We start from the raw sequence: 16,963 nt of genomic DNA, 5'->3' as shown, positions 1-16,963 counted from the left end.
ACCCAGCTCCCACAGAAGCCCGGGCAACACAAGTCACCCCAGCTGCGGAATCCGATCACCATACTTCTCCAGAAGCGCGGCGTTAGCCGCGTCCCCACCCTCCACATTGGAGCTTCGCCACAACGGAAGCGAATACCCGTCCGCGGTGGCCTTGTCGAACACCCTGGCCAGCACCTGATTCCACAGATACACTGTGCTCAAAGTGGACAGTGAAGCCGTAACCGGATTCTCATCCGGATAACTCACATCCCCAGGTCCAGTCAAAGTGTCCAGCACGATCGTCGCATTGACCGCCAATTTCGTCCCAGCCCGTGTCGGGGCCTCCGCCGACGCCTCAGTGGATGTCACCGCCACCACTGGGCATCCGGACTCAAGCGCCGTCACCGCCATTTCCACCGGGTAATGGTTGATCCCCGAGTTGGAAAAGATGACCAACACCTCATGCCCGGACAGCGGAACCATCCCGAACACCGACCGGGCCAGCCCCGGCCGCCGTTCCGCCGCCGTTGCCCGTCGGGTGCCTCCGAAGACCTGGAGTTCTTCGGTGAACAGTGGCCGCACGCAGGCCAGGCCGCCTGCCCGGAAGAAGGTCTCCGCGACCGCGGCAAGCGAGTGGCCCGCGCCCGCTGTCAGCACCAAACCCTCGGCGCGGACGCAGGCCAGGACGAGGTCGGACACGTCGTCGAGGGCGTCGGCGTTGTGGTCGCCCACTTCGGCGAGATGGGCCAGGACCTGGTCGCCGTAGGCGTCTTCGGGCATGGTGCCTCCTTGCGTGTGGTGGGTCAGCGAAGGTCTTCCGGTCGGTCGGCGTCGGCGCCGTCGGCGATGTCCTCGCAGGGCACGTCGGCCACGGGGTGGCGGGCCAGGTAGGGGCGGGCGCCGGTGTCGCCGTGCGCGGCGGCGGCGACGCCCGCCCAGTGCGCGCGGCCGATGAGGACGGGGTGCCCGGGGACGCCCGCGTAGGTGGCCCGCGCCAGCGCGTGGGGGGTCGCCAGGGCAGCGAGCCTGCGGACGGCCGCCGCGGTCACGCCGGGGGTGTCCACGGGCAGCACGATGACGGCCACGACCGCACCCAGCGGTGAGGACCCGGCGGCGGAGGGCCGGTCGGGGTTAGCCACGGTGGTGGGTGATTCGGGCACGTTCCTGGTGCCTGGCGTCGTTGTGTCGGGTTGTGGAGAGGGGGCGGCGGCGGAGGGCCGGTCGGGGTTGATCACTGTGGCGGGCAATTCGGGCACAGCACCTGGCGACGCCGGGTCAACCCGCGGTGGGGACTGCGTGCCGGGGTGTCTGACCACGACCGTCGCGGGCAATTCAGGCACATCGGCCGCGCCCAGCGCGGCCAGGCCTACCCGCAGCGAGGACCCCATGCCGGAAGCCCAGTCAGGATTGATCACGACCGTCGCGGGCAGCGCGGGCACCTCGGGCGCGCCCGCGCCGAGCACCACGACCAGCGGCGCGCAGCCCGCCTCGGCGAGGGTGGCCAGGGCGTGCTCGACCAGCAGGCCGCCGCGGTAGGGGGCCAAGGCCTTCGGCATACCGAACCGCCTGCCCCCGCCCGCGGCGAGGAGCAGGCCCGCCACGCCGGAGGCCGCCATGTCCAGAGCCTAGAGGCGACTACCGCAGATGATCGAGTAGCAGACCTGTCACAAGATCGGGAGTTTCCTCGGGAAGCCAGTGCGAGGCGTCCTCGACCATCTCGAACCGGTACGGCCCGGTCACCCACTTCCCGCAGCTCAGGGCCGCTGTCGAGCCGATGGCGGGGTCCTCGGTGCCCCACACGTGCATCGTCGGCGTCGACACCGGGTCGGGCAGGACGTTCCACCGCGTCGCCCGGAACCAGCTGAGGGCCGCGGTGAGCGCGCCGGGCTCGGTGAGCCTGCCGACGTACTCCGCCACCGCTGACGGCGGGATCTTCCACTCGAAGATTCGGCGCAGGGCCGCCGCGTCGTCGGCCAGCAGTCGCCGCTCGGCCGTGCGCTCCTTGAACAGGGAGAGGTGCTGCGATCGCAGTTGCTGCTCTTCGTCCTCGCGGAGGGCGGCGGCCATCGCGGCGGGGTGCGGGGCGGACACCGCCGTGAGCGTGCGCAATCGCTCCGGGTGCGCCGCGGCGGTGTGCCAGCCCACGACAGCGCCCCAGTCGTGGCCGACCAGGTCGAACTCCGCCCAGCCCAGCGCGTCGGCGACGGCCAGCACGTCGCCGACCAGCTCGTCCACCCGGTAGTCGACGGCGTCGATCGGGCGCACGGCGGGGGAGTAGCCGCGCTGGTCGACCGCGACCGCGTGCAGACCGGCGTGGCCCAGCACCGCGACCTGGTGCTCCCACGCGATCGCCGCCTGCGGGAACCCGTGCAGCAGCAGCACCGGCGGGTCGCCGGGGGAGCCCGCGGCGAGCGCGTCGAAGACGCCTGCCGCGGTGGTGATCTGGATGTGGTCGGTCACGCACGGCAGGCTACCGAGGGCGACCGACACCGGGCCGCGGCCGGGCGGTGCGCGAAGATTGCGGCGTGAACCAGACCGAGCCCACACCGGGGATCAGGGTCTACGGCCCGCGCGCGGACGTCCGGGCGGTGGTGCTCGTGCTGCACGGCGGCCGTGAGCGCAGCCGGGAGCGGGTGACCCGCCGCCAACTCGCCTACCTGCGGATGGTGCCCTTCGCCTGGGACATCGCGCGCAAGGGCGCCGGCCAGGGGATCGCGGTGTGGCTGCTGCGCAACCGCTACCGCGGCTGGAACGGCCCCGATCCCGACGCCGTGGCGGACGCGCGGTGGGCGCTGGCGGAGATCCGCCGCGCGCACGGCGACGTGCGGGTCGTGCTGGTCGGGCACTCCATGGGCGGGCGGGTCGCGCTGCGCGTCGCGGGCGACGAGTCGGTGGTGGCGGTGTGCGCGCTGGCCCCGTGGACCAAGCCGCACGATCCGGTCGAGCACCTCGCGGGCCGCACCGTCCTGATCGCGCACGGCCTGCTCGACCAGACGACCGACCCGGAGCAGTCTTACGGCTTCGCCAGCCGCGCGAAGGCCGTCACCGACCGGGTGGCGCGCTTCGACGTGCCCGGCGAGCGGCACGCGATGCTGCGCAAGGCCGACAAGTGGACCCGGCTGGTGACCGGTTTCGTCCTCGGTGTCCTCGACACCCGGCCGATCGACCCCGTCATCACCGACGCCCTCGGGCGGCCCGCGCCGGACGGGTTACGGGTTCCGCTCTAGCGGATGACAGTTGTCCATAGAGGACAAAACGACCAGGTGCGCCGGGCCGGGTCGAGTGATCATCTGGCGGGCCTGCCCCTTACCGTGTGCGCGGGACGCGGCAACCTAGGGCGTCGTCCCGCGTCTTCACAGGAGAAGTGGGAGAATCCCACGGGAGAGGGAGCGGTGTTCGTGACGCGCGAGGTTGGTGGACTCCGATGAGCTACGGACACAATCCCGGATCGCCGGGCTACCGCCCCACCCGCCGGATGGAGCGGCCCCAGGTCGCCCAGCGGCAGCAGCGGTACGACCCGCGCCGTCCGCCGCCGCCCCCGCCGGGGCGCGGTCCCGGCGGGCCGCCGCCGCGGGGGTTCGGCCAGCGGCCGCCGCGCCGCAAGAAGCGGTTCGGGCGGATCGCGCTCATCGTGGCGCTGGTCATCGTGGCGCTGGTCGCCGGGCTGTGGATCTATCTGGAGTCCTCGCTCAAGCGGGTGGCCGCGCTCGGCGACTACGAGGGCAGGCCCGCCGCGGGCGCGGGCGCCAACTGGCTCATCGTGGGCTCCGACAGCCGCGCGGACCTGTCCGCGGAAGACGAGGAGCGGCTGGCCACCGGCGACGCCAAGGGCCAGCGCACCGACACCATCATGCTCATGCACATCCCGGACAACTCGACCAAGCCCACGCTGGTCTCGCTGCTGCGTGACTCCTATGTGGACATTCCGGGCAAGGGCAAGAACAAGCTCAACGCCGCCTACGCCTTCGGCGGCTCGCAACTGCTGGCCAAGACGGTGGAGTTGAACACCGGCCTGCGTCTCGACCACTACGTCGAGATCGGCTTCGGCGGCTTCGCCGACGTGGTCGACGCCGTGGGCGGGGTCGACATGTGCCTGGCCAACCCGATCGACGACCCGCTGGCCGGAATCAACCTGCCCGCGGGCTGCCAGGAACTCGACGGCGCCTCGGCGCTGGGCTATGTCCGCACCCGCAAGGGCCCGCGCGCCGACCTGGACCGGGTGATCCGCCAGCGCGAGTTCATCGGCGCGCTCACCGACAAGGCCACCAACCCGGGCACGCTGCTCAACCCGTTCCGCCTGTTCCCGCTGCTTTCCGCAGCACCAGACGCGGTCACCGTGGACGAGGACGACCACCTGCACAACCTGCCCAGCCTCGCCTTCGCCATGGGCGCCGCGGGCGACGGCGGCCTCACCACCACCACGGTTCCCATGGGCGGCAGCAAAAGCGTCCGCGGTGTCGGCTCGGTGATCCTCTGGGACGCCGCGAAATCCAAGAAGCTGTTCGAGGCCCTGCGCACCGACGCGGAAGTCCCCGCGGACGTCATCGTCGGCCCACCGGCGTAGCCCGCCACCGCCGAACGCCGCTCCCAGCCGGGGGCGGCGTTCGGCTTTGCTATCGTCGCTTTCAGTGACGGCACTGGGACGGAGAACGCATGGCCAAGCGAGCGCAGTTGGCGCGGATGCGAAAGGCCGCGGGATACACCCAGGAAGGCCTTGCCGAGGCACTGAATGTCGACCGCACAACCATTATCCGGTGGGAGGCAGGCCAAGGGGAGCCGTTGCCGTTTCTGTGGCCGAAGTTGGGGAAGCTGCTGTCCGTCAACCGACGCGACCTCCTCAACCTGTTGGCCGAGGGGACCATGGGTATCCAGAATCCCCAAGTGCAGCACGAAGTGGCGGCGATGAGGGCAGTTCTTCCGGAGGTCGAGTCCGTCAATCCTGGCGATGGGATTCTCGACCATGTGCGGCGGAGTCAGCAGGACTGGCTCACCGTGCGGCAAGCGCCGGGAGTGCGTGGGCGGGAACTGAGTGAGCTGGCCGCGTGGCTTTACCCGCGTCCCCTCCGCGCTCCTGGCGGGCATGTCCTGACCGGTGCCGGGTGGCTGTTGGACGAGCCGATCGATCTCGGCGCGGTTCGCCTGTGCTGGGCCGAGGCTCCGGAGCCGCCCGCCTTCCCCGCTGACCACGTGCTGCCGCTGACCGACCGGGGGGAGCGCTATCTGGGCTACAGCAGGGCGGTCCGCGACCTCGTGCGTCCGCGCCTGCTGGAGAACCGGCCGAGTTTCCGCCTGACCGGTGTCGCCACCGCGGGTGGGTTCGCGTTGTCATTCGGACTCACGACTTTTTTCGCTGTGTACGACGTGAAACAGGCCGTTGCCCACGAGTTCAAAGCCGCGTGGCTGCGGTCGAACGGGGACCTGCCCGACTGGGACGACCTTCCGTTGCGGCGCGCTATCGGCAGTCCCTTCGATCCCGAGCGGCTGCTCATGTCGCCCGGCATTTCCACGCTTACCATTCGTCGCGATCGCCGTGGTGAGCACACTTTCGTTCTGCACGAGCGTGACGGTGGGAAAGTGGCGGACGGCGGCGGGCTGTGTCATGTCGCGCCCGCAGGAGAGTTTCAACCGTCCTCCGCGGACCCAGCGCAGGTGGCCAACGACTTCTCCTTGTGGCACAACATCATGCGGGAGTTCTCGGAGGAGTTCCTCGGCAACCCTGAGCACGACGGCAGCGCTGCGCGATCGATCGACTACACCACCGATGAGCCGTTCCGGGACTTCACCATGGCTCGGGAGCAGGGGCGGTTGCGGCTTTGGCACTACGGGTTGGTGATCGAGCCGCTCGAACTGGGCGTGGGGCAGTTGACGGTCGCGGTGGTCGATGGCCAGGTGTTCGACCGGATCTTCGCCCGCCGGGTGGGGGCCAATGACGAGGGGCGGTTTGTCGGTGGGCGGGACGTGCCGTTCACCGACGAGGCGATCGACCGGTTGGAGCCGAGGTTGTCGTCGAGCGCGGTGACGCTGCTGCGGTTGGCGTGGCGTGACCGGCGCAGGCTCCTGGCTGATGACTGAGCGAGTTCGTAGCGTGGGTACGTCGCCCGATTTTCGTGTACTGCCAGCACTTTCGAGAGGTGTCGGTCAACTGTCGGTTACGCCCTGGCGATCTTGGGGTAGGTAACCAGTACCCGAGGAAGCACCAAACACGAGCCCGCTTCGGTGGGCGGATGGGAGGTTTACCGATGGGCACGCCGCGCATCGCCAGGGGAGCCGTCGCCAGGGGAGTCATCTCTGTGGCGGCGTTGATCGGAGCGGGCGGGATTCTCGCGGCTCCGGCCGCGAGCGCGCAGGCAGCGGCGCCATGTGGGCCGCGGGCTGCCGCCTGTATCGACCTGAGTGACAACGCGGCCTGGTTGATGGACAACGGGACGGTGACCTACGGGGCCGTGCCGATCACCACCGGCAAGCCGGGCTACGAGACGCCGCCCGGGACGTTTTCGGTGACGTACAAGGACATCGACCACTGGAGCAAGGCGTACGACGCGCCGATGCCGTATTCGGTGTTCTTCACCACCAGTGGGATCGCCTTCCACGAGGGCAGCCTGCGGGAGCAGTCGCACGGGTGCGTGCACCTCTCGCCGGAAGCGGCCAAGGCGTTCTTCGACGGGTTGACCCCCGGCGACGTCGTCGAAGTCGTCCCATGAGGCACGCGGGACAGGGAGCCTTCACCGCGAAGGCTCCCTGTCGTCTCGGCGTGGGTCTTCTCAGCGGGAGGGCTATCCGAGGCACGCGGTCAGCGCCGCCACCAGTTGGTCCACCTCCCGCAGGAGGATGCCGTGTTCGGATCGGGAATGAACCCCCGACCAGTGGCGCGGGTCGTTCGGAAACGGCGAAGGCCGCCCCAGGGCGGACCTGGGGCGGCCTTCGCGCGGGAGCGCGGAACTCAGGCGGCGGGGTTCTCGCGGTTCCGCAGGACCTCCAGCGCCCGGTCGGCGTGCACGGTGAAGCGGAACTCGCTCTTGATCGCTTCGAGGATGGCTCCGTCGGTGTCGATGACGAAGGTCTTGCGCTTGGTCAGCAGCGGCCCGAACCGGCGGCGCACACCGAACGCGGTGGCGACCGCGCCGTCCGGGTCGGAGAGCAGCGGGTAGTCGAAGGCGTTGACCGTGGCGAACTTGGCCTGCTTGTCGACCTGGTCCGGGCTGATGCCGACCCGGTGCGCGCCGACCTCGGCGAACTCGGCGGCCAGGTCGCGGAAGTGGCAGCTTTCCGCGGTGCAGCCGGGGGTCATGGCGGCCGGGTAGAAGAACAGCACGACCGGCCCGGTGTCCAGGAACTCGCGCAGGGCGCGCTCCTTCCCGGTCTGGTCCGGCAGGGTGAAGTTCGGCGCGAGGTCTCCGGGCTTCATCGGGGCACTCCTCGGTACGGGGGGCGGAACCGGCACGCGGTCAAGTACAGACCCCACCAGAGGCGCAGGGCGCCGCGGCGGCCGGGGTGGCCGGTTTGCCGAAAGGGTGGTCGCGCGGCGGCGCGAGATGGGAGCATCGGCGGCGTGGATGTGCTGGCGACGACGGGCGGCCGCCTCGCGCGGGTGGCGAGCGAGGTGTTCTCGCCCGCGGTCGTCGTGCTGGTCCTGCCGCTCGCCGTGGCCTGGTCGGCCACCGGTCACGACCTGGGCCAGACCGTGCTGTGGGGGCTTGAGGTGGCGCTGTTCTCCAGCGTCCTGCCGATGGTGTTCATCGTGCGCGGCGCCCGCAGGGGCCGGTGGGACACCCACCACGTGCGCGACCGCGAGCACCGCCTCTTACCGCTGACCGTCGGCCTCGCCTCCACCGCGGTAGGCATCGCGATCCTGGTCCTGGGCAACGCGCCGCGCGCTGTGCTGGCGCTGTCGCTGTCGATGTTCGCGACGCTGGTGGTGTGCATCGCGGTGACCCGCTCGTGGAAGGTGTCGCTGCACGCCGCGGTGGCCGGGGGAGCGGTGGCGATGGCGGCCCTGCTCTACGGCTGGTGGGCGCTGGCGCTGCTGGCGCCCCTGGTGCTGGTCTGCTGGTCGCGAGTCGTGCTCGGCGACCACACCGTGGCGCAGGTGCTGGTGGGCGTGCTCCTGGGCCCGGTGGTCGGCGGCGCCGTGTTTCTGCTGGTCAGCGGGTAGATAGCAGGCGGTGCCGAGTTCGTCGGCTTCGGTGGCGGTCGACACCGTGGATGCCGTTGCGGGTGTGCTCGGTTGCCGGTCAGCGGCTGGTCAGCCGACGGTGCGGCTGCGGCCGCGGAACTCGGCGACGACCTGGTCACCCCTGGTGACCGTCACGTCGTAGACGCCGTTGCGGCCGTAGCGGGTGCGCTCGGCGGCCCGGGCGACCAGCACATCGCCCAGGTGGACGGCGGCGACGAAGGTGATGTCCGCGCCCGCGGCGACGGTGACCGGGCCGTGGCTGTTGCACGCGCAGGCGAAGGCGGTGTCGGCCAGCAGGAACACGTAGCCGCCGTGGCCGATCCCGTGCCCGTTGACCATGGTCTCGGTGACCGTCATGCGCACCTCGGCGTGCCCGACGCCCGCCGAGGTCAGCGTGATGCCCAGGGCGGCGGAGGCTGTGTCGTCCGTCATCATCCTGGCTACGGGTTCCGGGGTCATGACCCACCTCGATACGGTCGTGTCACGGCCATCGTAGGCGGGTGGCCTGGACCGGCCGACCATCGGGTACTTGCACATCCGATAGTAGGAAGTAAGACTATTTCTTGTCGCCGATGCAGCCGATCGGCCCGACCGCGCTCCCACGGAGGCCACCGATGTCCGCAGAGTTGCACCGACCGGCGCACCCGGTCCGGTTCGTCACCGCGGCCAGCCTGTTCGACGGACACGACGCGGCGATCAACATCATGCGCCGCATCCTGCAGTCCCAGGGCGCCGAGGTGATCCACCTCGGGCACAACCGCTCGGTCCGCGAGGTCGTCACCGCCGCCATCCAGGAGGACGTGCAGGGCGTCGCGATCAGCGCCTACCAGGGCGGGCACGTCGAGTACTTCAGCTACCTGGTGGAACTGCTGGCCGAGAACGGCGCGGGCCACATCAAGGTGTTCGGCGGTGGCGGCGGCGTCATCGTCCCCGACGAGATCAAGCTGCTGCACGCGCGCGGCGTGGCGCGGATCTTCTCCCCGGAGGACGGCCAGACCCTCGGCCTCGCCCGGATGATCAACTCGATGATCGAGGCGTGCGACGTCGACCCGGCCGAGGCCGCGCCCGCGGCCAAGGACGCGCTGCTGGCGGGCGACCACGCCGCGCTCGCGCGGACCATCACCCAGATCGAGGCGGGCACGCTGTCCGACGAGGTCCGCGACGCCATCGCCGGGGTCGACCGGGTGGTGCCCGTGCTGGGCATCACCGGCACCGGCGGGTCGGGCAAGTCCTCGCTGACCGACGAGCTGGTGCGCAGGCTGCGCGTGGACCAGCAGGACAAGCTGCGGGTTGCGGTCATCGCCGTCGACCCGACCCGGCGCCGGGGCGGCGGCGCGCTGCTCGGCGATCGCATCCGGATGAACTCCCTCGACGGGCAGGCGGTTTTCTTCCGCTCGCTGGCGACCCGGGGCGCGGGCTCCGAGGTGCCCGACGGGCTGGCCGAGGTCATCGCGGCGTGCAAGGCGGCGGGCAACGACCTGGTGATCGTGGAGACCCCCGGCATCGGCCAGGGCGACGCGGCGATCGTGCCGTTCGTCGACACGTCGCTGTATGTGATGACCCCGGAGTTCGGCGCGGCCTCGCAGCTGGAGAAGATCGACATGCTCGACTTCGCCGATGTGGTCGCGATCAACAAGTTCGAGCGGCGCGGGGCCGAGGACGCCCGCCGCGACGTCGCCCGGCAGCTGGTGCGCAACCGGGAGGCGTTCGGGAAGTCCTGGGAGGACATGCCGGTCTTCGGCACCAGCGCGGCCACCTTCAACGACGACGGCGTCACCGCGCTCTACCAGGAGCTGCGCGGGCTGCTCGCGGACAGGGGGGTCCCGTTCGCCGAGGGCGTGCTGCCGCGCGTCGAGGGTCGGGTGTCCACTTCGGCCGCGACGGTCGTGCCGCCGCAGCGAGTCCGCTACCTGTCCGAGATCGCCGAGACCGTGCGCGCGTACCACCGCAAGACCGACGAGCAGGTCGCCGCCGTGCGCGAGCGGAGCGCGCTGGCCACCGCCCGGGACGCGCTGAGCGCCGCCGGATCGTCCACAGAGGACATCGAGCGACTGGTCGCGGAAGCCGAGCGCCGCGTGGAGCGCGACACCGCCGACCTGCTCGCCCAGTGGCCTGCCACGGCGGAGCAGTACCGCGCCGACGAGCTCGTGGTGAAGGTGCGCGACAAGGAGTTGCACACCCAGCTCTGGCGGGCCACCCTGTCCGGCAGCCGCGTTCCCCGCGTCGCGCTGCCGCGCTTCGATGACGAGGCAACGCTGCTTCGATTCCTGCGCAAGGAAAACCTGCCCGGCCGGTACCCGTTCACCGCCGGGGTGTTCCCGTTCAAGCGCGAGGGCGAGGACCCGGCCCGCATGTTCGCGGGCGAGGGCGACGCGTTCCGCACCAACCGCCGGTTCAAACTGCTGTCCGAGGGCAACCCGGCGACCCGGCTGTCCACCGCGTTCGACTCGGTGACCCTCTACGGCCGCGACCCCGACACCCCGCCGGACGTCTACGGCAAGATCGGCACGTCCGGGGTCTCCATCGCGTCGCTGGACGACATGAAGGCGCTCTACGACGGCTTCGACCTGACCGCGCCCACCACGTCGGTGTCGATGACCATCAACGGCCCCGCGCCGACGATCCTGGCGTACTTCCTCAACACCGCGATCGACCAACGCGTCGACGCCTTCGTCCTGGAGCACAATCGGCAGCCGACGCCAGATGAGCACGCGGAACTCGCGGCGTGGGCGCTGGCCAACGTGCGCGGCACCGTGCAGGCCGACATCCTCAAGGAGGACCAGGGGCAGAACACCTGCATCTTCTCCACCGAGTTCAGCCTGCGGATGATGGCCGACATCCAGGAATGGTTCATCCGCAACAAGGTCCGCAACTTCTACTCGGTGTCGATCTCCGGCTACCACATCGCCGAGGCCGGGGCGAACCCGATCAGCCAGCTCGCCTTCACCCTGGCCAACGGCTTCACCTATGTGGAGTCGTACCTGGCGCGCGGCATGGACATCGACGACTTCGCGCCGAACCTGTCGTTCTTCTTCTCCAACGGCATGGACGCCGAGTACTCGGTGATCGGCCGGGTCGCCCGCCGGATCTGGGCGGTGGCCATGAAGGAGCGCTACGGCGCCGCCGAGCGGTCGCAGAAGCTCAAGTACCACGTGCAGACCTCGGGCCGCTCGCTGCACGCGCAGGAGATGAACTTCAACGACATCCGCACCACCTTGCAGGCCCTGTGCGCGCTGTACGACAACGCGAACTCGTTGCACACCAACGCCTACGACGAGGCGATCACCACCCCGACCGAGTCGTCGGTGCGGCGCGCGATGGCGATCCAGCTCATCATCAACAAAGAATGGGGCCTCTCGGCGAACGAGAACCCGTTGCAGGGCTCGTTCATCATCGACGAGCTGACCGATCTGGTCGAGGAGGCCGTGCTCACCGAGTTCGACCGGATCTCCGACCGCGGCGGCGTGCTTGGCGCGATGGAGACCGGCTACCAGCGCGGCCGCATCCAGGACGAGTCGATGCTCTACGAGCACCGCAAGCACGACGGCTCGCTGCCCCTGATCGGCGTCAACACCTTCCTGCCGCCCAAGGGCGAGGAAGACGAGGTGTTCGAGATCGAGTTGGCCCGCGCCACCGAGGACGAGAAGCGCTCCCAGGTCGAGCGGACCCGGGCGTACCAGCAGCGCCACCGCGCGGAGGCGGAAACCGCGCTGGCCCGCCTGCGGGAGGTCGCCGCCACGGACGGCAACGTGTTCGAGGTCCTGATGGACGCTGCCCGGGTCTGCACGCTGGGCCAGATCACCGAGGCGTTCTTCGAGGTGGGCGGCCAGTACCGGCGCAACGTCTGACCCGGCGCCGCGGTGTCTCGGCCGGACACCGCGGCGCCCCGGTTGTCAGGCGAGGTCGGCGAACGGCTGCGGGTAGCGGAACGTCCCGCGCATCTCGGGCCGGTAGGCGGTCAGCGGGCGGACCTGGAACGCGGGCGCCCAGTCCGGGACCTCGGGTTCGACGCCGAACTCGGCGGCGGGCCGGAACCCGAACCGCGGGTAGTACTCCGGGTGTCCCAAAAGGACGACCAGCGCCTCGTCCCGCGCGTCGGCCGCCGCGAGCACGGCGTGCATCAGCCCGCTGCCGACCCCGTGGCGCTGGTACGCCACCCGCACGCCGAGCGGCCCCAACGCGACCGCGCTTTGCCCACCTGGCAGCAAAAAGCCGCGCGAGGCGGTCACCTGACCGACGATGAGACCGTCGATCTCCGCGACCAGACACAGCGGCGCCAGCCAGGCATCGCTCGCCCGCAGGCTGTCCACCAGCCCTGGCTCTACCGGCTGGCTGTCTGGGTACAGCCCGGCGAAGGCGTCGGAATGCACCTGCGTCACCGCACGCTCGTCACCGCTTATCTCACGTCGAATCAGCACGCCCCATCGTCGCACCGCGCTCGCGGTTCGCGCGCGCCCTTTAGGTCGATAGCGGCTCACCGTCGAGACACAGTGGACAGTCAGACGAAGGCCAGACGGCGGTTTCGAGTTGGGTGAGCCAGATTTGGTCCACGCCCAGCCGGGGGCCGACCTGGGGGCCGGTGGGCGCGCACACGAAGACACTGGCGAGCGCGGCGGTCACCGCGCCCCGGTCGGCCAGTGCGCGGACGGTGGCCTCGGTCGCCGACCCGAGGTTGACCGCGTCGTCCACCACGACGGCGCGGGCGCCATCGACGTCGAGCCCGGCGGGCACGGTGTAGCGCGGGCCAGCCGCGTCGACGGTGCGGGTGGTGTAGGCGAACCGGGCGCCGAGCGCGGCGGCGACCCACTGCGCGAGGAACGCGCCGCCATCGAGCGGGCCCACGACCAGGTCCGCGCCGAATCGGGCGAGGCGGGGCGCCAGCGCCTCGGCCGCGGCGCGGACGCGGGCCGGGTCGGTGATCAGCCGGTCGAGGTCGAGCCAGGTGTCGCCGTGGTGGCCGGACTCGAAGGCGAAGTGGCCGTGGCGCAGAAGGGGCCGCATGGCTGGGTGACCTCGCGAGGTAGTGGTGGCCGTTCGACCACCTTTGCGGACGAGTTAATCATCCGACAACAGTCACTTTAGTGAAGTTCATCATGATCGCCCAATGACAGTCACGGAACTGTGTCAGGACGCGGGCGCCGCGGGCGCCCGACTGGTCGGCCTCGGCTCCTACCGGCCGCCCACGGTGGTCGGCAGCGCGGAGATCGCCGCCCGATTCGGGCGGACCGGGGACTGGATTCAGGAGCGCACGGGCATCGTGTCCCGACGCTTCGCGACCGACGAGACGATGGCGGAGATGGCGGTCCTGGCCGCTGAGAAGGCGCTGGCGCAGGCCGGGCGGGACGCCGCGGGGGTGGATCTGGTGGTCGTGGCGACGTGCAGCGCGAAGGGGCCGCTCCCGCTGTACGCCGCCGGGGCCGCCGCGGCGCTGGGGGCGCGGGCCGCCGCGGCTTTCGACCTCAATGCCGCGTGCGCGGGGTTCTGCTACGCCCTCGCGGTCGCCGCCGACGCGGTGCGGGCCGGGTCGGCGCGGCGGGCGGTGGTGGTGGGGACGGAGAAGATGTCCGTCTGGGTCGACCCGGCAGACCTCGGCACGTCGATCATCTTCGCCGACGGGGCCGGGGCCGCGGTGATCGAGGCCGCCGACGAGCCGGGTATCGGCCCGATCGTGTGGGGCAGCGACGGCTCGGCCGACGCCGCCGCCCTGATCCACATTCCGGACGGCGGACTGATGCGTATGCAGGGGCAGGCGGTGTTCCGGTGGGCCACCACCGAGATCTACCCGGTCGCGCTGCTGGCGTGCGAGCGCGCGGGCGTCGACCCGAAGGACCTGGTCGCGATCGTGCCGCACCAGGCCAATCTCCGCATCGTCGAGGCGCTGGCCCGCAAGATCGATGCCCCGAAAGCGGTCGTGGCCCGGGATGTGGTCACCTCCGGCAACACTTCGGCCGCGTCGATCCCGATGGCGATGGACCGGCTGCTCGCCGAGGGCGCCGAGCCGGGTGGGTTGGCGCTGCTGGTGGGCTTCGGCGCGGGCCTGTCGTACGCGGCTCAAGTGGTGCGGATGCCGGAGAGCCCGGGATCACTGTCAGTCCTCAGTGGATAGTGTCGCGGATGAAGTCCCGGTACCAGTAATAGGAATCTTTCGGCGTGCGCTTCTGGGTGGCGTAGTCGATGTGGACGAGGCCGAAGCGCTCCCGGTAGCCCGCCGCCCACTCGAAGTTGTCGGTCGCCGCCCACACGAAGTAGCCGCGCACGTCCGCGCCGCCTGTGATTGCCTGCTCCAGCGCGCGCAGGTGAGCCTCGTGGTAGGCGATCCGCGCCGGGTCGGGCACGCGCCCGTCCACCGGGTCCGGGTCGTGGTAGGAGCAGCCGCTTTCGGTGATATACAACGGAGGTGTCGCGTCGCCGTAGCGGTCGGCGAACATCGCCACGGTCTCCCGCAGCCCCTCGGGGATCACCGGCCAGCCGAAGTCGGTCGTGGGATACCCGCTCAGCCGCCGGGGTTCGAAGGGCAGGTCGGGCGGCAGCAGCCCGGCCACCGCCGGATCGGACCCGTTCTTCGACGGCGCGCCGACCAGGGTCGGCTGGTAGTAGTTGATCCCGTACCAGTCCAGCGGCGTCGAGATCACCTTGAGGTCTTCCACGACCGGGCCGGGCATCGCCGCCGCCAGCTCGGGGGCGGGATAACGGCCGAGCAGCAGCGGATCGGCGAACAGCCAGTTCACCAGCGTCGCATACGACCGCGCCGCCATGGTGTCCGCTTCGGACTCCGACGCCGCCCACACCGCGCCGTGGTGGTTGGCCACACCGATGTTCGAGCAGCCCGCCGCGCGCAGCGCGCCCACGGCGAGACCGTGGCCGAGCAACTGGTGGTGCACCGTCGGAAGCGCGGCCAGACCGAGGTTCCGCCCCGGCGCGTGGTTGCCCAGCGCGTAGCCGAACATCGTCACCACGACCGGCTCGTTGAGCGGCATCCACAGCCGCACCCGGTCGCCGAGCCGTTGCCCCACAACGGATGCGTAGTCGGCGAACCGGTGGGCGGTGTCCCGGGTGAGCCAGCCCCCGTTGTCCTCCAGGTATTGCGGAGTGTCCCAGTGGAACAACGTCGCCGCGGGCGCGATCCCGGCCGCGCACAACTCGTCCACGAGCCGGTCGTAGAAGTCCAGCCCCTCGGAGTGCACCGTCCCATCCGGCACGACCCTCGGCCACGCCACCGAGAACCGGTACGCGCCGACGCCCAGATCACGCAGCAGCGCCACGTCTTCCCGGTAACGGTGGTAGTGATCGGCGGCCACCGCGCCGGACTGGCCGTCCCGGATTCGACCGGGCTCGGCGCAGAACGTGTCCCACACCGAGACGCCGCGCCCGCCCTCGGTGACCGCCCCCTCGACCTGGTAGGCGGACGACGCCGCACCCCACAGGAACTCCGGCGGGAACGGCATCGTGGGGGGTCCTCCTGTCGAAACGCTATGGAGATCCGGGGGTGAACTCGCGGGGACGGTGGCGCAGGCCGAGCAGCCACTGCACCGCCTGCTCGCAGCGGGCCGCGGCGAAGCCGTCGCCGAAGGGGTTGTCCGAGGGCGGGGCCGTGCGCAGTTCCATGCCGCTGAGCAGCAGCTTCTCGGTGATCCGGGCGATGACGGCGCGGTCGGCTCCCGCCGTCCACGGGTAGCCGGGGCGCGGCGGCTCGGCCCAGGCGGTCACCTCGCCGCCGACCACGAGGGTGGGAACGCCGAAGCTGGGGGCCTGTTCGGCGAGGATGTCCGAGTCGGTCACCGCCGCCGCGGCCACCGACAGCAGGCAGACCAGTTCGGGCTGGGGGAGCGGGTCGGTGATCGTGACCCGGACCAGCCTGCCGAGCATGTCGTAGGCGCGGTGGCGCAGGGCGCTGTCGCGGGGGACGGGCAGCACCACCTCCAGGTCCGGGTTCGCCAGCACCAGGTCGGCGACCCCGTGCAGCACGTGCGTCGCCGTCTCCGACCGCCAGCGGGCCGCGTCGAGCACGACCAGCACCAGCCTGCAGTGGCCTGCGACGACGGTGTCCTCCACCAGTTGCACCCGGTCGTCGGTGTGGCGCTCGTGCCGGTCGAGGGCCTCGAACCCGGCGTCGACGGCCGTGCTGCCCACCGTCACCACCTTCGGCCCGGTGTGGCGCTCGTCGGCGAGGTTGGCCGCGGTGTCCGGGGTGGCCGCGAGGTGCAGCGAGCACACCTGGGCGATCAGCTTGCGGTGGCCCTCCTGCGGAAACGGGGCGGTGAGGTCGTAGGACCGCACGCCCGCGTCGAGGTGCACCACCGGAATCTGCCGCCAGAACGCGGCCATGGTCGCGCTGAACGCGGTCGCCGAGTCGCCCTGCACCACCACCGCGTCCGGCCGCCGGTCGGTGAAGGCGTGGTCGAGCCCGGCGAGCAGTTGCGCCGCGGCGCGCGGGATTTCCTGGCCGTCGCGGGACAGCTCGACCAGGATGTCCGCGGCGAGGCCGAATGCGGACAGCGCCGCGGTGGCGGCGGGCGCGTCGTCGCCGCAGGCGAGCACGACCGGCCACACCTGCCGACGGGCGCGCATCGCGGTGGCCAGCGGAGCGAGCTTGACGGCGGCGGCGGCGTCCCCGGCGACGAGGCAGACCTCCGGCGCGCGACCGGACGGGAGCGGGGCGGGCAGCGGGACCAAGGTGTTCGGCACGGCCACACCCCCTCCGCGACACCGGAGCGAGCGATTCGCGGCCCCGGTTTCCCTCGTGCACTGCGGTATAGCGCGAGACCCCCGCGACGTTACCCCCGGCCGAATCAGCGCACATTTCGACACGCC

16 protein-coding genes and 1 pseudogene are annotated in these 16,963 nt (G+C 71.0%); 8 read left to right on the top strand and 9 right to left on the bottom strand.

Annotation, left to right across the window (positions count from 1 at the left end; genetic code table 11):
- Positions 1-33: 33 nt before the first annotated feature.
- The 3 genes from BLS56_RS01275 to BLS56_RS01265 are packed head-to-tail and all read right to left on the bottom strand — an operon-like array spanning position 34 to position 2,439.
- Positions 34-759, bottom strand: a complete 726-nt coding sequence (locus tag BLS56_RS01275) for a sugar isomerase domain-containing protein (protein WP_091447262.1) — start codon at positions 757-759, stop codon at positions 34-36.
- Positions 760-782: 23 nt separating this feature from the next.
- Positions 783-1,595, bottom strand: coding sequence for an NTP transferase domain-containing protein (locus tag BLS56_RS32950; protein ID WP_091447261.1), 813 nt, complete (start codon positions 1,593-1,595; stop codon positions 783-785).
- Between the two features lie 19 nt (positions 1,596-1,614).
- Complete coding sequence (locus BLS56_RS01265) at positions 1,615-2,439, bottom strand: alpha/beta fold hydrolase (protein WP_091447258.1); 825 nt, start codon at positions 2,437-2,439, stop codon at positions 1,615-1,617.
- Positions 2,440-2,504: 65 nt separating this feature from the next.
- Here BLS56_RS01265 and BLS56_RS01260 point away from each other — a divergent pair, with 65 nt between their 5' ends.
- The 5 genes and pseudogenes from BLS56_RS01260 to BLS56_RS01245 all read left to right on the top strand — a co-directional run bounded on the left by BLS56_RS01260 (position 2,505) and on the right by BLS56_RS01245 (position 6,680).
- A complete protein-coding gene (locus BLS56_RS01260; protein WP_228771269.1) occupies positions 2,505-3,206 on the top strand; it encodes an alpha/beta hydrolase in 702 nt (233 codons plus the stop codon).
- Positions 3,207-3,403: 197 nt separating this feature from the next.
- Entirely contained in the window at positions 3,404-4,543 is a 1,140-nt protein-coding gene (locus tag BLS56_RS01255; protein WP_091447255.1) for an LCP family protein, read from the top strand.
- Positions 4,544-4,632: 89 nt separating this feature from the next.
- Positions 4,633-4,743, top strand: a pseudogene (locus BLS56_RS32680) (helix-turn-helix domain-containing protein); the annotation flags it as partial.
- Positions 4,744-5,166: 423 nt separating this feature from the next.
- Positions 5,167-6,051 carry a hypothetical protein gene (locus tag BLS56_RS31945; protein ID WP_228771396.1) on the top strand — a complete coding sequence of 295 codons (885 nt, stop codon included), beginning with the start codon at positions 5,167-5,169 and terminating at the stop codon, positions 6,049-6,051.
- Positions 6,052-6,218: 167 nt separating this feature from the next.
- Entirely contained in the window at positions 6,219-6,680 is a 462-nt protein-coding gene (locus BLS56_RS01245) for a L,D-transpeptidase (RefSeq protein WP_091447250.1), read from the top strand.
- 239 nt (positions 6,681-6,919) lie between these two features.
- On the opposite strand, the gene BLS56_RS01240 is transcribed toward BLS56_RS01245, so the two are convergent.
- Positions 6,920-7,384, bottom strand: coding sequence for a peroxiredoxin (locus BLS56_RS01240; protein WP_091447248.1), 465 nt, complete (start codon positions 7,382-7,384; stop codon positions 6,920-6,922).
- A gap of 144 nt (positions 7,385-7,528) precedes the next feature.
- Between BLS56_RS01240 and BLS56_RS01235 the strand changes: the two genes are divergently transcribed.
- Entirely contained in the window at positions 7,529-8,131 is a 603-nt protein-coding gene (locus BLS56_RS01235; RefSeq protein ID WP_228771268.1) for a hypothetical protein, read from the top strand.
- A 90-nt stretch (positions 8,132-8,221) separates the two neighbouring features.
- Here the strand turns inward: BLS56_RS01235 and paaI are convergent, their stop codons facing one another.
- Positions 8,222-8,587, bottom strand: coding sequence for a hydroxyphenylacetyl-CoA thioesterase PaaI (gene paaI / locus BLS56_RS01230; protein WP_091447245.1), 366 nt, complete (start codon positions 8,585-8,587; stop codon positions 8,222-8,224).
- Between the two features lie 179 nt (positions 8,588-8,766).
- On the opposite strand from paaI, the gene icmF reads away from it, so the two are divergent.
- Positions 8,767-12,000 (top strand): fused isobutyryl-CoA mutase/GTPase IcmF, encoded by a 3,234-nt coding sequence (gene icmF, locus BLS56_RS01225; protein WP_091447243.1) that lies wholly within the window; start codon positions 8,767-8,769, stop codon positions 11,998-12,000.
- A 45-nt stretch (positions 12,001-12,045) separates the two neighbouring features.
- Here icmF and BLS56_RS01220 read toward each other — a convergent pair whose 3' ends face one another.
- Together BLS56_RS01220 and BLS56_RS01215 are read right to left on the bottom strand one after the other, a co-directional pair.
- Complete coding sequence (locus BLS56_RS01220) at positions 12,046-12,531, bottom strand: GNAT family N-acetyltransferase (protein ID WP_228771267.1); 486 nt, start codon at positions 12,529-12,531, stop codon at positions 12,046-12,048.
- Between the two features lie 79 nt (positions 12,532-12,610).
- Complete coding sequence (locus tag BLS56_RS01215) at positions 12,611-13,153, bottom strand: orotate phosphoribosyltransferase (protein WP_091447237.1); 543 nt, start codon at positions 13,151-13,153, stop codon at positions 12,611-12,613.
- Positions 13,154-13,256: 103 nt separating this feature from the next.
- Here BLS56_RS01215 and BLS56_RS01210 point away from each other — a divergent pair, with 103 nt between their 5' ends.
- The gene (locus tag BLS56_RS01210; RefSeq protein ID WP_091447235.1) at positions 13,257-14,258 is read left to right on the top strand and encodes a beta-ketoacyl-ACP synthase 3; all 1,002 of its coding nucleotides are present in this window, start codon (positions 13,257-13,259) and stop codon (positions 14,256-14,258) included.
- On the opposite strand, the gene BLS56_RS01205 is transcribed toward BLS56_RS01210, so the two are convergent.
- A complete protein-coding gene (locus BLS56_RS01205; RefSeq protein ID WP_091447232.1) occupies positions 14,248-15,597 on the bottom strand; it encodes a GH1 family beta-glucosidase in 1,350 nt (449 codons plus the stop codon). The genes BLS56_RS01210 and BLS56_RS01205 overlap by 11 nt on opposite strands.
- A 25-nt stretch (positions 15,598-15,622) precedes the next feature.
- Complete coding sequence (locus BLS56_RS01200; RefSeq protein ID WP_139190454.1) at positions 15,623-16,837, bottom strand: UDP-N-acetylglucosamine 2-epimerase; 1,215 nt, start codon at positions 16,835-16,837, stop codon at positions 15,623-15,625.
- Positions 16,838-16,963: the final 126 nt, after the last annotated feature.

Origin of the sequence: Actinokineospora iranica, from assembly GCF_900101685.1 — a bacterium.
GTDB lineage: Bacteria > Actinomycetota > Actinomycetes > Mycobacteriales > Pseudonocardiaceae > Actinokineospora > Actinokineospora iranica.
Note: the sequence above shows the minus strand (reverse complement) of the source record. Positions and strands in the feature narration are given on the sequence as shown.

Coding starts and splice junctions, on each gene's coding strand:
- icmF (WP_091447243.1), top strand. CDS start 8,767: ATGTCCGCAGAGTTGCACCGACCGGCGCACCCGGTCCGGTTCGTCACC.
- BLS56_RS01205 (WP_091447232.1), bottom strand. CDS start 15,597: ATGCCGTTCCCGCCGGAGTTCCTGTGGGGTGCGGCGTCGTCCGCCTAC.
- BLS56_RS01210 (WP_091447235.1), top strand. CDS start 13,257: ATGACAGTCACGGAACTGTGTCAGGACGCGGGCGCCGCGGGCGCCCGA.
- BLS56_RS01255 (WP_091447255.1), top strand. CDS start 3,404: ATGAGCTACGGACACAATCCCGGATCGCCGGGCTACCGCCCCACCCGC.
- BLS56_RS01275 (WP_091447262.1), bottom strand. CDS start 759: ATGCCCGAAGACGCCTACGGCGACCAGGTCCTGGCCCATCTCGCCGAA.
- BLS56_RS01215 (WP_091447237.1), bottom strand. CDS start 13,153: ATGCGGCCCCTTCTGCGCCACGGCCACTTCGCCTTCGAGTCCGGCCAC.
- paaI (WP_091447245.1), bottom strand. CDS start 8,587: ATGATGACGGACGACACAGCCTCCGCCGCCCTGGGCATCACGCTGACC.
- BLS56_RS01240 (WP_091447248.1), bottom strand. CDS start 7,384: ATGAAGCCCGGAGACCTCGCGCCGAACTTCACCCTGCCGGACCAGACC.
- BLS56_RS01245 (WP_091447250.1), top strand. CDS start 6,219: ATGGGCACGCCGCGCATCGCCAGGGGAGCCGTCGCCAGGGGAGTCATC.
- BLS56_RS32950 (WP_091447261.1), bottom strand. CDS start 1,595: ATGGCGGCCTCCGGCGTGGCGGGCCTGCTCCTCGCCGCGGGCGGGGGC.